Source organism: Paenibacillus chondroitinus NBRC 15376, assembly GCF_004000765.1.
Taxonomy (GTDB): domain Bacteria; phylum Bacillota; class Bacilli; order Paenibacillales; family NBRC-103111; genus Paenibacillus_E; species Paenibacillus_E chondroitinus.
This window is the reverse complement of the sequence record NZ_BILW01000009.1, coordinates 19277-34240: the sequence shown is the minus strand read 5'-3', so window position 1 is coordinate 34240 and position 14964 is coordinate 19277. Positions and strand designations below refer to the sequence as shown.

Sequence of the window (14964 nt, the reverse complement as noted above, 5' to 3'; positions counted from 1 at the left end):
TTATTACGAAAGTTGGAAAATTTTATTGTGTCCCTGACTTGAACGCAGATCAGTATAGAGGGAAAGACCTTGGCAAAAGCTAACGTGACAAGAATTAGAAGGAAGTTTTTCGCGTCAGGAAGAGGGGGTGAGGTTCGTGATTTGGTTAGTTGGTGTACTGCTTCTTTTCATTTTTCAGACAGCTACGATATTGATTGGTGAGTACAAAAGACCCGCCAAGACGGTGGCTTGGCTATTCGTATTATTTATTCTCCCGATCATCGGCTTCCTCATGTACTATTTCTTGGCGAAAGAATACACCCAGCGCAAAACAGTTCGCCGCAAAGGGCGCCGTAAAAGTTCTGAACCCAGGTATCAATGGTTGGGCATGGGAAGCCATAACCAGGAGAGAATCGAGGAGCAGCACTATCAACTCTTCGAGGACTCACGGCTATGCGGATTGCTTCACAACATTCCGGGCTCAGCCATTTCGCCGAATAACCGAGTGAAAGTGCTGACCAATGCGGATATGACGTATGAAGCGATGCTCGAAGCTATCGAGAAGGCCGAGAAGCATATTCATTTTGAATTTTATACGATTCGGCATGATGCTATCGGTAACAGATTTCAAGAAGCGCTTATTCGCAAGGCGATGCAGGGCGTGAAGGTCCGCGTCATTTATGACGGAATCGGCTCCTATTCGCTTTCGTCAGCTTATATAAATAGATTTAAACAGGCGGGGATTGAGGTTTATCCCTTTTTGAGACCACTTATTGCGTTTTTCGATAAACGAATGAATTACCGTAATCATCGCAAAATCATCGTCATTGACGGATTGGTTGGTTTTGTCGGGGGGATTAACATCGGAGACGAGTATCTGGGAGGGGATCCTAAACTTGGCTTCTGGCGTGATACGCATCTTATGCTGCATGGGGACTCGGTGTATTACTTGCAGACGACTTTTATGACGGATTGGTTGTTCGTAAGCGGAGAACGTTTGGCTGATGATTCTATGTATCCAGAGCATCACGAATCGGAAACGTCCTTGGTTCAAGTGATTTCGAGCGGCCCGGACGCTTATTGGGATGCGATACAGGAGATGTTTTTTGCGGGAATTGTCGCGGCCAAGAAGCGGGTGTATATGACGACACCCTACTTTATTCCGGATGCAAGTATAACGATGGCGCTCAAAACGGCCGTTCTCAGCGGTGTGGATGTCCGCATCATCCTTCCTTACAAAGCTGATTCCCGTATTGTTCAATATGCTTCCCGATCCTATATATTAGAGCTAATGCAGGCTGGGGTTCAGTTCTACCTCTATCGGAAAGGATTCATGCATGCCAAGGTCATGATCATCGATCACACGATGGCAACCGTAGGAACCGCCAATGTGGATATGCGCAGTTTCTTCAGCAATTTTGAATTGAATGCGGTGATGTTTAATCAGGACGTGATTGATCGTCTGGAAGATGACTTTTGGATGGATTTAAAAGATAGTGATGAGTTGAAATTGTCCGAATTTGAGCAAAGATCGCGATTGGAGAAGGGGAAAGAAGTGATTGCCCGACTCCTGTCACCTTTGTTTTAAGGAGTTCTATACAGAACTACTAATTAGCCGAGTCGGGCTAGAATCGCGTCCAGGTTTTGAAGAGGAACCCCTTCAATCAAGTCTCCGTACTTTTTTAACCGGTCGAGGACCGTATGCAAATTGAATTCACGAGGGCTAGGACGCAGTTCAACCTCTTTCCATAACAGGGGAGTGGAGACGGATGCGTCTTTTTTGGCGCGCGGCGTATAAGGGGCTGAGAGTGTTTTCCCGTACCAATGCTGCAGGTAGTCAATATAGATTTTATCCCCGCGGTTCTTCTTAAACCGTTCGATCGTAAACAGATTCGGGTAAATTTTGACGACATACGAGGCGATGAAATAGCCGATTTTCCGCAGCTGCTCGAACGTGTAACCAGGCTGAATCGGAATATAAATTTGGACGCCTGTGGCACCGGATGTTTTGGCAATGGACTGAATATGCAGCGAGTCCAACACCTCGCCGATGATATGAGCGGCTTCCATAATGCGCGGCTCTTCCTCCAAAGTCGGGTCGATATCAATTACCCACTCTGCCGGCAGTGTACTCCCAATATGGTGAAAAGAGGGATGGAACTCCAAACAAGCCAGATTCCCAAGCCAAAGAAGCGTAGATAAGGAGTCCAAGTTAACGTACTGAATGCCATCGAGCGGAGCCAGCTTCACGAAGCTAGGTACCGGATCGGGGGCATTTTTTTGGTAAAAGGACTTTTGATCATACCCGTTGGGGAAGCGGATGGTCGTTAAGTGCCGGTTGCGGCAGTAACGCAGCAGGTAGGGTGACAGCTCGGATAATTTGGAGAGATAATCTCCTTTCGTTATGCCTGCTTCAGGCCATAGAAGCTTATTGGTGTTGGTGATGGTCAGTTCATGACCTTCCACAAGCAGTGTTCCTTTGGTTGTGACCGCCATGGGTATATCCCTCCTGCACATTGTTTAGTTCTGATTATTCCCTCCAGGACGAGTTCTCAAACTTTCGGGGCGCTTCCGTATTCGAAGAGGTTGACAAAATATGAAGAATAAATCATAATAATAAAAGTAAATAACAAATAGTAAGTAACGTATTAATTAAAAGGTTTTGCTATTTTGTTATTAAACTTATTTTTATATATTATTCTAAATCACATGTGATGGAGGAGATTTTATATGAGTAACAATGCGGTAGAGAAAAGCAATGCTTTCCTGAAGGCTGTTAAAGAAAGACGTACGTACTATGGATTAAGCAAGGGTACTGTTATTTCTAATGAACGCATTCAAGAGATTGTCAACGAGGCCGTAAAACACACGCCTTCCGCTTTTAACTCACAAAGTGCCAGAGTTGTTGTCTTGTTCGGCGATCAATCCGATAAATTATGGAGCATCACCAAAGAAACGTTGAGAAAAATCGTGCCTGCAGGCAGCTTCGCGCCAACAGAAGAAAGAATTAACGGCTTCAGCAATGGTTCCGGTACAGTTCTTTTCTTTGAAGATCAAACTGTTGTAGAAGGTCTTCAAGCTCAGTTCGCCGCTTATGCCGATAACTTCCCGATTTGGTCGAACCAATCTTCCGGCATGCTGCAACTCGTTATTTGGACGGCGCTTGAGCAAGAAGGTCTTGGTGCATCCTTGCAGCACTACAACCCGTTGATTAACGATGAGGTTGCTCAAACTTGGAATATTCCAAGCGAGTGGAAGCTGATTGCCCAAATGCCTTTCGGTAAACCAACTTTTGTTCCTGGCGACAAAGAGTTTCAACCGCTTGAAGATCGCGTGAGATTTATCTAATCGCTAATCACGGCTATAATACCCCTTTCATTGTCTCTAACGACAGTGAAGGGGGTTTTTAATTTATTTTTAAAAATAAGCAAACCGCCTATGCCTGAGCTTCGTTACCTTAAGTAGCAAAAATAAGGAGGAGTCATCGCGCATGGTTAATGTGAAAAAAGTAATCGTATCTTCCCTCGTTTTATTAGGGCTGGCAGCAGGCGCTGCGGCATTATCGGCCGCGGCGGCGGAACCGCTGAACGTGAAATCCGAAACGGATATTGCGGGAGACTTGGGCATTCTGCAAGGAGATGGCAGCGGCTTGACCGCGGAATACTTGAACAAATCGACGACAAGACTACAAGCGGCGGTGATGTCTCTGAGGTTAAAGGGTTTGGAATCCGAGGCGCTGGCTTATACGGGAACTGACAACTTTAAGGATGCTAGCGGTGTTTCCAAGGAGAATCAAGCGATTCTTGGTTACTTGAAAGCGAATCCCGCTCTGGGCTGGCAAGGAACGGGTTCCGATACTTTCGAACCTATGGCAGGTATCACTGCTCAGCAGTATTACAAAGTTTTGCTGGAATCCCTTGGCTACGGGCAAGGCACTGATTTTCAGTACGATGATGTCATTACGTTTGCAGCCAAAAATGGTTTGTCCAAGATTGCCGGTGTGAAATCATTCAAGAACCTACATATCGCGACCGCTACACTCGAGGCGTTAAAAGCGCCAATGAAAGGGTCATCCAAAACGTTGGCGGTAGACCTAAGCGACAAGGGCAAAATTAGTGCGAGTAAACTAAGCAGTCTCGAAACTCCGGCGCTTGACTTGAAGATGAGCGATACGTTAGGAAGTTATTTAACAGATGCCAAAGGGATGACGTTATACTATTTTACCAAGGATGTAGCGGACGTTAATTCTTGCGTAGACTCTTGTTTGGCGAACTGGCCGATTTTCAATGCCAATCATTTTACGGTTCCCGCTGAATTCAGCGCGGCCGACTTCGGAGTTTTCACGCGTGCTGACGGCAAGGATCAGCTCACTTACAAAGGGTGGCCGCTGTATTACTTCGCGAAAGATCAGAAAGCGGGAGACACGGTTGGCGATAATGTGGGCAAGGTCTGGTTCGTTATTAAACCTTCGAATGGCGGAATCGCGATTGGCACGAAGCCTGATCTAGGCAATTATCTGACCGATGCTCGCGGTATGGCGCTGTATTACTATGATAAAGACACGAAGGGCGTTAGCAATTGCTCGGGCAAATGCTTGGAGAAATGGCCGGTCTTCTACTCAAGTGCAATATCTGCCCCTACTGGAGTGGACTCAGCCGATTTCGGCACCTTGGTCCGCGCAGATGGCAGCCTGCAAACGACGTATCAAGGATTCCCGCTGTATTACTGGGTAGATGACAAGAAAATGGGAGACACAACGGGACAGGACGTTGGCCATGTTTGGTATGTAATTGATCCTGCGAAGTTCAGTGGAACAAAAGCTGTGAATACCTCTGTAAAAACAAGTAAATCCGATGCGTTAGGTACCTACTTAGTCGATCAAAACGGCATGGCTCTGTACTTGTTTACCAAAGATAAGGCTGATCCAAATTCCTGCGTAGGCCCTTGTTTGGTAAATTGGCCGATCTTTTACGACGAGAACCTGACGGTTTCCGCGGATCTTGCGGCAAGTGATTTCGGTGTGCTGACGCGAGCTGACGGTAAAAAGCAAAGCACGTACAAAGGCTGGCCGCTTTACTATTGGGTGAAAGATCATCTCCCTGGTGAAACGACGGGACAAAATGTAGGCAAAGTCTGGTTCGTTCTCGATCCGGCGAAAACAGAAGCAAGATAAACAAGACAGCTTTGGAACGCTCCGGTATGCTGGCAAGCTCAGCGTTGCGGGGTTTTCTTTTTCTATAAATCTATTGCCAAGACAACATGCGGGGAGATAAGGTAGTAGTATTAACTTTATTCCCACTCGGAGTGTGCCGAATATGCGAAATCGAACGGATGCCGAACTCATGAAGTTGGTCTTGGGTAAGCACCATCCTGCATTGGAAGAGCTTTATGATCGCTATGCGAAGCTGGTGTACTCCTTTGCGCTTAAGTCCTTGAAAGAGGAACAGGCGGCCAGAGAAATTGTTCAGCTTGTTTTTACACGGCTCTGGACGACGGAGAAGGGTTATGACGCAAGCAAAGGCGGATTTGTAAATTGGATTATTACCGTTACGAGGAATATAACGATTGATTATTTGAGGAAGAAACGAAGACTGGAGCAAGTGGTCCGTTTTGAACCCAGAGAATGGGAACATTCTCTTGTTTCTGACGCTCCGGATCCGGAGTCCGTGATCTCACGCAAATGGATCGGCGAGCAAATTCACGAGGCTTACGTTCATTTGTCCGAGAGCCAGATTCAATTGATCGATATGATGTATTGGCAAGGTTATTCGTTAAGCGAGATAGCCTCTCAAACCAACGAACCGGTGGGTACGATCAAAAGCCGCTTGCATCAATGTTTAAAAATACTTCGTAAGCATCTGACATCACTGAGGGAGGGATGACGTCATGAAAGAACATGAAACTGTCGATTGCAATGATTTGGTCAATTATTTGACCGGCGATTGCACAGAGTTAGAACGCGCGGCTTTCGAGCGGCATCTGCGAACTTGTGCCAGCTGCCGCGAAGAATTAAGAGACCTGCAGGAAGTTTGGCAGGCTTTGCCTTTTGAGATGGAAGAAGTCGAGCTGCCGCCGGACTTAAAGCAGGAGGTCATGCAGTCCATCCTGCCACCGGCTAAGCTTAACACGATAGCAAGCAAGAAAAAACGGTCATACAAATGGATCTATGGGTTGTCCGCTGCGATTATCTTAGGATTGGCAGTAGGCATTTGGTGGAGCAGCCAACCGAAGAATTCAGCCCTATCAGCGAATCCGGGTTTAAGTGAGCCGGCAGAAATCATGCATACGTTCCAATTAAAGTCCGTTGAAAGTTCTATGCCAACAGCTTCAGGAACGGCATGGGTGCTTCAGAACGGCGATGTTCATAACGTAGTCATTAATTTGCAAGGCCTCCAGGAGACAAAGGGAGATACGGCGTACCAAGTTTGGTTCAATCGGAACGGAAAACGGTATAACTGTGGAACGCTCCGTGTTGATGAGAAAGGCACAGGGGTGCTGACTTACAGCATTCCGGTGAAAGGCAAGGACTTTCAGATCGACTCCTTCGGCGTTACGCTTGAGCCCGATCCTAATGGGCTGCAGCCGCGCGGGAAGAAAATATTGGGCACCTCCTAGAGCGCTGCCTACGAAAACGAATAAGCCGCATTATGAACGAACGGGTTCATGGTGCGGCTTGTTCGCTTTTTTAAGGGGGATTCCTTGACAAGACAAGGTAAATTTCAGATGATGGCTTCAAATGCCAAGGTATGGCTTGGCGGAATTTTTATCCGTGAGGAGAATGAGATTGTGTTGTTATCCATATTGATTTTTGTTGTCGCAGGGTTAGCGGAAATTGGCGGGGGTTATCTGGTTTGGTTATGGCTGCGGGAATCCAAGCCTTTGTGGTACGGCATCGTGGGAAGTATCATCCTCATCTTATACGGGATAATTCCAACCTTGCAGAGCTTCCCCTCGTTTGGTCGGGTGTACGCTGCTTATGGCGGAGTGTTTATTATATTAGCCGTGTTATGGGGATGGGTCATCGACAAAAAAACACCGGACCTTTACGACTGGACCGGAGCGGTAGTCTGTGTCATCGGTGTTTCCATCATGTTATGGGCGCCCCGGGGCTAGGGGAGACTTACTTTCTCCCTGCTTGCGTTTCCAACCCAGCAGTATCATCGCAATAACCGCTCCGATTAAACCGAGCCCCATATCTTTTTCTGAGTCAAAGACATCCCCTTGCATACCGACATACTCCTGGCCAACTTGACCTGCCACATAAGCAGCACCCATTTCTATGATTTCGAAGAAGGCACTGAAACCGAAAACGACCGCCACGGGCATCGCATAAGACCAGAAGCCTCGCATTCCGCCGGCGCGGGTCAGCCATTCGCGGACCGGATATGCCCAAAGCAGCCCGAACAGGAGATGCACAACCCGATCATAATAGCTGCGATGGGTATGGAGGGCTCCCTTCAGCCAAACGTCGAAAGGGGTGCCTTGATAGGTGTAATGCGCCCCATAGGTATGAAAGCACAAGAAGATAAAGATGAACAAATAGGACAATTGAGAGAGGCGAAATTTTTTATAAGTGAAAAGAAGGACAAGAATGACAGAGACAAGCAGTATATTTTCCATCAGCCACTGCATGCGATCCGTTGGTGTGATCGCCATAAACACCCAGTACACCACAAAAACAGTGATCATCACGTACAAAGGCCATTGCTTTTTACCCATACCCATCAAGTCCACCTTCTCTATATGACTATTGAAATAGCAAGTCTGCTTATTCCTATAGTGTGGACAGAAATACAAACGTCATGCGGCCCCTAGGTAATAACCTTCAACCACAGATATAGACCAAGTAAAGTGATTAGCAGCGTAGGGACCGTAAGCACGATACCGATTCTAAAATAAGTCCCCCATGTGATCGTTACCCCTTTTTTCGAAAGAACATGGAGCCAGAGCAGTGTCGCCAGCGACCCGATCGGTGTCATTTTCGGCCCCAAATCGGACCCGATCACATTGGCATAAATGAGAGCTTCTCGAATCACGCCGTCAGTCCCCGTGCCATTTACCGCTAGTGCACCAATCAATACGGTCGGCAAATTATTCATAATCGAAGAGAGAATAGCAGACAGGAACCCCATGCCTACAGAGGCGGCCAACAAACCATATCCCGAAATAACTTCAATTAATTCTCCTAATGCATCGGTTAAGCCGGCATTTTTCAAGCCATATACGACGACATACATGCCAATTGAAAAAATAACGATAGCCCAAGGGGCGTCTTTGACGATCTGCTTTGTTTGGATGGCCTTACTGCTGCGGGCAAGCAGGAGGAAGACGAGTGCTGCGATTCCTACAATGAAGGAAACAGGGATTTTAACGAAACCACTGGCCAAATATGCCGCTAGCAGAACACCCAGAATGACCCAGGACAATCGGAAAAGCCGAGGATCTCGAATGGCGGCAGATGGATGCTTGAGATGAGTCCCGTCATAATCAGCAGGGATATCTTTTCTGAAATATAGATACAGCACCAGCAGGCTTGCTCCTAATGAAAAAAGGCTGGTGACGAACATCCGGCTCGCATAGGTCGTAAAATCAATATTGAAAAAATCGGCCGAAACAATATTCACCAAATTGCTGACAACAAACGGGATGGACGTTGTATCCGCGATAAACCCGCTGGCCATGATGAAGGGGAGAATCATTTTATCCGGGAATTTTAAAGCCCGAACCATGGCGAGCACAATAGGCGTCAAGATGAGCGCAGCACCGTCATTGGCAAAGAAGGCCGAAACTGCGGCTCCCAGCAGGATGACGTAGATGAACATGCGCTTGCCATTGCCCTTGGCCATACGCGCCATATGCAGGGCTGCCCACTCGAAGAAACCGATGTTATCCAGGATGAGGGAGATCAGAATAATGCCGACAAAAGCCAAGGTCGCATTCCAAACGATCCCTGTTACTGTAGCGACGTCCTGCAGAGAAACAACTTGAAAAATCAGTGCCAATAAGGCGCCTGCTGAAGCGGAGTAGCCGATATTAAGTCCCCGTGGCTGCCAGATGACGAATGTAATGGTAAGTAAGAAAATAAAGACCGCCAAATAAATCATGTGTTCCTCCCGACTAGGATTTCTTCAACATTTTCATAGTTCCTCTATCATTTGTCAATGCTTAAATCAAAGATTTGATAAAGGGTGCCAAAGCGTACCTTTAAATCGAAGTAGTATGTTAAAATGATGTATCTTATTTTCGAGGTGCAGATATGTCCAAAGAACGATTACCCAAAGCGGTTTACGAGCAGCTGGCTTTATTTCGATATCAGATCCGAAAGTTTATTCATTTCAGTGAGTCAGCGGCGAGAGCCCATGGGCTCACTCCGCAGAATCATCAGCTGATGCTGGCGATCATGGGGTTTCCGGGGCGGGATTATGCAACGCCAAAGGAGCTTGCCGAGCGCTTGCAAGTTACTCCGCACGCCTGTGTGGAATTGATTAACCGCTGTGAACAGCTTCAATTGGTGTATCGTGTGCCTAATCCGGATGACGGGCGGAGCATATTTATCCGTTTGTCGGAGTCCGGCATGCGCCTGTTGGAGGACCTTTCGGAGATTCATATGAATGAATTGAAGAATATCGGGCTTTTGGAATTCCCCGAAGAGGATTAATGTCATATAAAATAACATTAAATTAAAAATGTTAATTCATTGTCTGAAAATTAGGTGTTTAAATGTTATGTAAATTAACATAAACACTTGATTTTTATCGCAACACGATATATATTTTGTAGTAAGTAAGTATAATTCGTTTGCGATGATGTCACTTTTCTTACATGTATACAAAAATTAATTGCGTGCATCCTGCACGTTAGCGCTGGTGAACTAACATGACAACAAACAAAGTGAAAAGCGTCTGTCCTTATTGCGGTGTCGGCTGCGGAATTGTGCTTGAGGTATCTGGCAACCGTGTGCTCAAAGTGACGGGTGATAAAGAGCATCCGACTAATTTCGGCCGTCTGTGCACCAAGGGCAATACCTGTGCGCAAGCTGTCGCAGAGTCTGGGCGGATGGAATACGCATATAAACGTTTAGCGCGTAAGAAAGAGCCTGTCCAAACCGGGATGGCCGATGCCATCAGGGAGACGGCGAAGCGGTTGCGTTCTATCGTTGACAAGTACGGTCCGGATGCCATGTCTTTTTATGTGTCGGGCCAAATGTCGCTGGAGGCGCAATATCTGGTTAACAAGCTGGCAAAGGGCTTTATCCGAACCAATAACATTGAATCCAACTCCCGCTTATGTATGGCTAGCGCTGGCAGTGGCTACAAGCTGTCGCTTGGGGCGGATGGTCCGCCGGGATCTTATCAGGACATGGACCGCACGGATTTGTTTTTCGTTATTGGCGCCAATATGGCGGATTGTCATCCCATTCTCTTCCTGCGAATGATGGATCGGGTGAAAGCGGGAGCCAAGCTGATCGTGGTGGATCCCCGCCGTAACGCGACAGCAGACAAAGCAGGGCTTTATATGCAAATTAAGCCTGGTACTGATCTTGCGCTTCTGAACGGCCTGCTGCACTTGCTTGTGAAGAATGGCCATACGGACCCGGCTTTTATAGCGGAGTTCACCTCTGGATGGGAAAGTATGCCGGCATTCCTGGAAGACTACTCGCCGGATAAAGTTTCTGAACTAACCGGTATCCCCGAAGCGGACATCCGTCAAGCGGCATTATGGATTGGCGAGTCGCCGGAATGGATGACGTGCTGGACGATGGGGTTGAACCAGAGCACTCACGGAACTTGGCATACCAATGCCATCTGCAACCTGCATCTGGCAACAGGCGCCATCTGTCGGCCAGGAAGCGGGCCCTTCTCCCTTACGGGCCAACCCAACGCCATGGGTGGCCGGGAGATGGGGTATATGGGCCCTGGCTTGCCAGGGCAGCGATCCGTGTTGGCGCAGGCAGACAGGGATTTTATCGAAGACATGTGGGGCATCGCACGGGGAACATTGAAGACCGAAGTAGGCACAGGCACGGTGTCCATGTTCGAAAGCATGCAGGCCGGAGATATCAAAGCCTGCTGGATTATTTGTACCAATCCGGTCGCGACGGTACCTAATCGCAAGAATGTGATTGCAGGCCTTGAGGCCGCAGAGCTCGTTATCGCGCAGGATGCCTTCTATGAGACAGAGACGAATGCGTACGCGGACATCCTGCTTCCCGGCGCCTTATGGGCGGAGGCCGAAGGCGTCATGATCAACTCCGAGCGGAATTTGACGCTGATGGAGAAAGCGGTCGAGCCGCCCGGCGAAGCGATGGCGGATTGGCAAATCATCGCCAAGGTGGCTTGCGAGATGGGGTATTCCGCTGGTTTCACTTACACGTCCTCGGAGGAAGTGTATCAGGAGATTCAGCGGGCGTGGAATCCTAAGACCGGCTACGACATCCGGGGTGCCTCCTATGAACGGCTGCGCGAAACACCGGTGCAATGGCCGGTAGCGACGGACAGCCGGAATGATCGCAATCCGATTCGTTATTTGAATGACGGAGTCAGCCAGCATTTGAAGGAACTTGCAGATGGAACACGTCCGCGCATCGTGTTTGCAACGGAAAGTGGGAAAGGAATATTTTTGGCCCGGCCCTATTTGCCGCCGGCGGAGATGCCGGACTCCGATTACGGCTTCGTGTTGAATACGGGCCGGTTGCAGCATCAATGGCATACCATGACGAAGACAGGGAAAATACCTACGCTGAATAAGCTGAACCCTGGTCCCTTTCTCGAAATTCACCCGGAGGATGCCGAGTCGCTTGGCGTCAAGGAGCAGGACAAAATAGAAATTCGTTCGCGTCGCGGACTTGCCATTCTGCCTGCGGTCATAACCGATCGCGTGAGGCCGGGGAACTGCTTCGCTCCTTTTCATTGGAATGATGTGTTCGGAGAGAAGCTGGCCATTAACGAGGTGACAAGTGATGCGGTGGACGGCATCTCCTTTCAACCGGAACTCAAGTATTGTGCGGTTTCGCTAGCTAAACAGAAGGAGGATGTGAAGATGGCTACGATGGCACCTATCGATACACTTGCAACGATGCTCGGCATTCAATCTTCACCGCCGATGGCGCTGGATAGTCATGAGAAGATGTATCTTTCCGGATTTTTGACAAGTCTCCGAGCGGAAGATTCACGTCAGGTGCCAGGTATTCCTGTTCTGCCTCCTACAGCGCCTTTGGAGGCATCCAAACGGTATTGGCTGGACGGTATGCTGGCTGGTATGTTCTCTCGCACCTACCTTCCAGAAACCAACGCGCTGCCTGTGATAACGCCGGACACCCAGCCAGAAGTGAAAGCAGTAGAAACAACGCAGTCTGATAAAGCATCGGTGACGATACTGTGGGCCTCCCAAACAGGGAACGCAGAAGGGGCCGCTATCCAATGCGCGCAGAAATTGCAAGAAGCCGGTTACAACGTGCGTCTGATGAATATGAACGCCTATGCAATGGCCGATTTAAGCGCGGAACGTTACGTTTTCTTCTTGGTCAGCACGTTCGGTGCCGGAGATCCGCCGGATAACGGGGAGAGCTTCTGGAACGCGCTAAAAGGAGAAGCAATGCCGCGTTTGCCTGATCTGAATTACTCGGTTCTTGCCTTCGGGGATTCCAACTATGATTTGTTTTGCGGCTTTGGGCGCAATTTGGATGCGCGTTTGGAGCAGTTGGGGGCTAAACGCCTTAACGGGCGGATTGATTGTGACACGGATTACGAGGAACAAGCCGCAGCGTGGATGAAAGCCATTGTGAAGAAACTAAGTGAACCGACTGCTGCGGTTACAACCGAAACCCAAGTGACCTATGATCGCAATCATCCATTAACTACACGAGTGGTAAAGAGCAGGCTTTTGAACGGGGAAGGTTCCGAAAAAGAAACCCGTCACTATGTTTTCGATCTAGCGGGCAGTGGGATGTCTTACGAGGCCGGGGATGCGCTTGGCGTATGGCCAACCAATGATCCGAAGATGGTCTCTGACATACTGGAAGCCGCTAAGGTGGAACCATCGACACAGGTGACGGTAAAAGACAAAGGTCAAATGACCGTCACCGAGGCGCTTCGCCGTCACTTTGAACTTGCCAGGGTCACTCCGGGGATTTTGGAGTTTATTCAGGAGCGAGCTCATAGCGAAATACTGGGTAACTTATTGCAAAATAAAGCGGAACTGAAAAAGTGGCTTTGGGGCCGCCAATTGGTTGATGTGCTGCAAGCTTACCCAATGAGCAAAGCTGTCTCAGCAGAGGAACTTCTACAAGTGTTAAAACCGCTGCAGCCTCGCTTGTATTCCATTTCCTCCAGTCCCAAAGCGAAAGCTGATGAAGTCCACATTACCGTATCGACCGTTCGTTATGAGATCGAGGGCAAACCGCGGACCGGCGTTTGTTCCGGATTCCTGGCGGACCGCGTCCAGGGCGAGGGCGAGGTGGGAATTTTTATCCAAAAGACCGCTCACTTCAGACCGCCCGCCAATCCGGACATTGGCATGATCATGATCGGACCGGGTACCGGAATTGGGCCTTTCCGGGGCTTTCTTCAAGAGCGTAAGGCGACCGGGGCCAAAGGAAAGAACTGGCTTTTTTTTGGGGAACAGCGTGCAGCGTGTGATTTCTACTTCAGAGAGGAGCTGGAGAGCATGCGCCAAGAGGGAACTCTGCACCGTCTGGATACCGCTTTTTCCCGTGACCAAGAGGAAAAGATTTACGTTCAGCACCGCATGCTGGAGCATGGGGCTGAGCTGTGGGCATGGCTGAAGGCTGGCGCTCACTTCTATATTTGCGGAGACGCCAGTTCAATGGCCAAAGAGGTGGATGCCACGCTGAAACAAATTATTCAGCAGCTTAGCGGCATGAGTGCAAGTGAAACGGAGAGTTATGTGAAAGAAATGTCGCGTACCAAACGATATGCGAAAGATGTCTATTAAGTTTCAAAGAGAACGCGCCCTGTCTGGGAGAGATTATATCCTTGGATAGGGCGTAGTTCGTTATGGAAAACCTCGGATTGCAGCACTTCTTTTACCCGTTCGATCCATGCCAGGTTCTCTGGTTTCTTCAGCATAACAAGATCAACGCGCTCTTGAATGAGCGGAATGAAGTCGACGCCACCGACCATAGAAGCCGCTTTTTCGATCCCTACCCCGAAATCTCCTTCCCCCAGAGCCACTTTGCCTGCGACGCCCATATGATTCGATTCCTCATGTTCATAGCCGATCATATCCCGATAGGAAATGCCATGCAGACGGAGCTGCTCATCGAGCAAAACGCGGGCGCCGGAGCCCTTTTCACGATTAATCAGCCGAAGGCTTTTCTGCTTGAGATCTGCCCAGCCCTGAAGCTTTTTGGGGTTTCCTTGCTGAACGTAGAGACCTGCCGATCTTGAGACAAGATTGATGACAACATAAGAGGAGCCGATCAGTATTTTACGTACATAAGGAATGTTGTATTCGCCTGTGTCACCATCCAAGAGGTGCGTGCTGACAATGTCGGTTTCCCCTCTGTACATGGCGATTAAGCTGTCCAAGCTTCCGACATAGGATCGCAGAGGCCATCTGTCAGGGATCTTTTTCTCGATATGTTTGGCTAAAATGTCCAAGCTGACGTCCTGTCCGGTGATGACAAGCGTGTTTTTGGGGATTGATGACAAGCCGGATGAAGCGGCTAACGATGTATTGGGCGGCGGCGTTGATTCCGCAGTGTCCGCTTTGGGCGCAGCAAGCATATCACCTTTGGCGCGCGTTTTATAAGCCTCCAAGTCTGAGGCGTCTACACGCATTTGTTTACCTACCCGATAGGCGGGTAAATCCCCTTTTTTTATAAGATCATAGACCGTTAGTTTGGAGATTTTTAAAAGCTTCGCGATTTCTTCCGTGGTATAGGATATTTCGGCTGTCATGGTTACCCTCCGAGGCGCTCTGGATATTCGTTATTCTCTATCATAAGCGGATCTATGATGTAAG

General features: G+C 48.6%; 12 protein-coding genes. 8 read left to right on the top strand and 4 right to left on the bottom strand.

The features are described 5' to 3' along the window. The first annotated feature begins 136 nt into the window (after positions 1–136). Positions 137–1567 (top strand): cardiolipin synthase, encoded by a 1431-nt coding sequence (cls, locus tag PCH02S_RS12960; protein WP_127453578.1) that lies wholly within the window; start codon positions 137–139, stop codon positions 1565–1567. Between the two features lie 23 nt (positions 1568–1590). Here the strand turns inward: cls and ligD are convergent, their stop codons facing one another. Next, complete coding sequence (gene ligD / locus PCH02S_RS12955; protein ID WP_127453576.1) at positions 1591–2475, bottom strand: non-homologous end-joining DNA ligase; 885 nt, start codon at positions 2473–2475, stop codon at positions 1591–1593. A 234-nt stretch (positions 2476–2709) separates the two neighbouring features. Between ligD and PCH02S_RS12950 the strand changes: the two genes are divergently transcribed. The 5 genes from PCH02S_RS12950 to PCH02S_RS12930 all read left to right on the top strand — a co-directional run bounded on the left by PCH02S_RS12950 (position 2710) and on the right by PCH02S_RS12930 (position 7092). Beyond that, positions 2710–3327, top strand: coding sequence for a nitroreductase family protein (locus tag PCH02S_RS12950; RefSeq protein ID WP_127453574.1), 618 nt, complete (start codon positions 2710–2712; stop codon positions 3325–3327). Positions 3328–3469: 142 nt separating this feature from the next. Next, the gene (locus PCH02S_RS12945) at positions 3470–5152 is read left to right on the top strand and encodes a hypothetical protein (protein ID WP_127453572.1); all 1683 of its coding nucleotides are present in this window, start codon (positions 3470–3472) and stop codon (positions 5150–5152) included. A 142-nt stretch (positions 5153–5294) separates the two neighbouring features. After that, a complete protein-coding gene (locus PCH02S_RS12940) occupies positions 5295–5861 on the top strand; it encodes a sigma-70 family RNA polymerase sigma factor (RefSeq protein WP_127453570.1) in 567 nt (188 codons plus the stop codon). 4 nt (positions 5862–5865) lie between these two features. After that, positions 5866–6594, top strand: coding sequence for an anti-sigma factor (locus PCH02S_RS12935; protein WP_127453568.1), 729 nt, complete (start codon positions 5866–5868; stop codon positions 6592–6594). 171 nt (positions 6595–6765) lie between these two features. Continuing rightward, positions 6766–7092, top strand: coding sequence for a YnfA family protein (locus tag PCH02S_RS12930; RefSeq protein ID WP_127453805.1), 327 nt, complete (start codon positions 6766–6768; stop codon positions 7090–7092). On the opposite strand, the gene PCH02S_RS12925 is transcribed toward PCH02S_RS12930, so the two are convergent. Both PCH02S_RS12925 and PCH02S_RS12920 read right to left on the bottom strand, forming a co-directional pair. Further along, entirely contained in the window at positions 7072–7698 is a 627-nt protein-coding gene (locus tag PCH02S_RS12925) for a DUF2238 domain-containing protein (RefSeq protein ID WP_127453566.1), read from the bottom strand. The genes PCH02S_RS12930 and PCH02S_RS12925 overlap by 21 nt on opposite strands. A 92-nt stretch (positions 7699–7790) precedes the next feature. Further along, entirely contained in the window at positions 7791–9083 is a 1293-nt protein-coding gene (locus PCH02S_RS12920) for an arsenic transporter (protein WP_127453564.1), read from the bottom strand. A 152-nt stretch (positions 9084–9235) separates the two neighbouring features. Between PCH02S_RS12920 and PCH02S_RS12915 the strand changes: the two genes are divergently transcribed. Beyond that, positions 9236–9637 (top strand): MarR family winged helix-turn-helix transcriptional regulator, encoded by a 402-nt coding sequence (locus PCH02S_RS12915; RefSeq protein WP_127453562.1) that lies wholly within the window; start codon positions 9236–9238, stop codon positions 9635–9637. A 218-nt stretch (positions 9638–9855) separates the two neighbouring features. After that, on the top strand, positions 9856–13932 hold the full coding sequence (locus PCH02S_RS12910) for a sulfite reductase subunit alpha (protein WP_127453560.1): 4077 nt from the start codon (positions 9856–9858) through the stop codon (positions 13930–13932). Here the strand turns inward: PCH02S_RS12910 and PCH02S_RS12905 are convergent. Next, complete coding sequence (locus PCH02S_RS12905; RefSeq protein WP_127453558.1) at positions 13929–14900, bottom strand: substrate-binding domain-containing protein; 972 nt, start codon at positions 14898–14900, stop codon at positions 13929–13931. The two genes, PCH02S_RS12910 and PCH02S_RS12905, sit on opposite strands and share 4 nt — an antisense overlap. Between the last annotated feature and the right edge of the window lie 64 nt (positions 14901–14964).

What these genes read in the sequence shown, in the direction of transcription:
- PCH02S_RS12945 (WP_127453572.1), top strand. Translation starts at nt 3,470, where the DNA reads ATGGTTAATGTGAAAAAAGTAATCGTATCTTCCCTCGTTTTATTAGGG.
- PCH02S_RS12935 (WP_127453568.1), top strand. Translation starts at nt 5,866, where the DNA reads ATGAAAGAACATGAAACTGTCGATTGCAATGATTTGGTCAATTATTTG.
- ligD (WP_127453576.1), bottom strand. Translation starts at nt 2,475, where the DNA reads ATGGCGGTCACAACCAAAGGAACACTGCTTGTGGAAGGTCATGAACTG.
- PCH02S_RS12905 (WP_127453558.1), bottom strand. Translation starts at nt 14,900, where the DNA reads ATGACAGCCGAAATATCCTATACCACGGAAGAAATCGCGAAGCTTTTA.
- PCH02S_RS12950 (WP_127453574.1), top strand. Translation starts at nt 2,710, where the DNA reads ATGAGTAACAATGCGGTAGAGAAAAGCAATGCTTTCCTGAAGGCTGTT.
- PCH02S_RS12940 (WP_127453570.1), top strand. Translation starts at nt 5,295, where the DNA reads ATGCGAAATCGAACGGATGCCGAACTCATGAAGTTGGTCTTGGGTAAG.
- PCH02S_RS12925 (WP_127453566.1), bottom strand. Translation starts at nt 7,698, where the DNA reads ATGGGTAAAAAGCAATGGCCTTTGTACGTGATGATCACTGTTTTTGTG.
- PCH02S_RS12920 (WP_127453564.1), bottom strand. Translation starts at nt 9,083, where the DNA reads ATGATTTATTTGGCGGTCTTTATTTTCTTACTTACCATTACATTCGTC.
- PCH02S_RS12915 (WP_127453562.1), top strand. Translation starts at nt 9,236, where the DNA reads ATGTCCAAAGAACGATTACCCAAAGCGGTTTACGAGCAGCTGGCTTTA.
- PCH02S_RS12910 (WP_127453560.1), top strand. Translation starts at nt 9,856, where the DNA reads ATGACAACAAACAAAGTGAAAAGCGTCTGTCCTTATTGCGGTGTCGGC.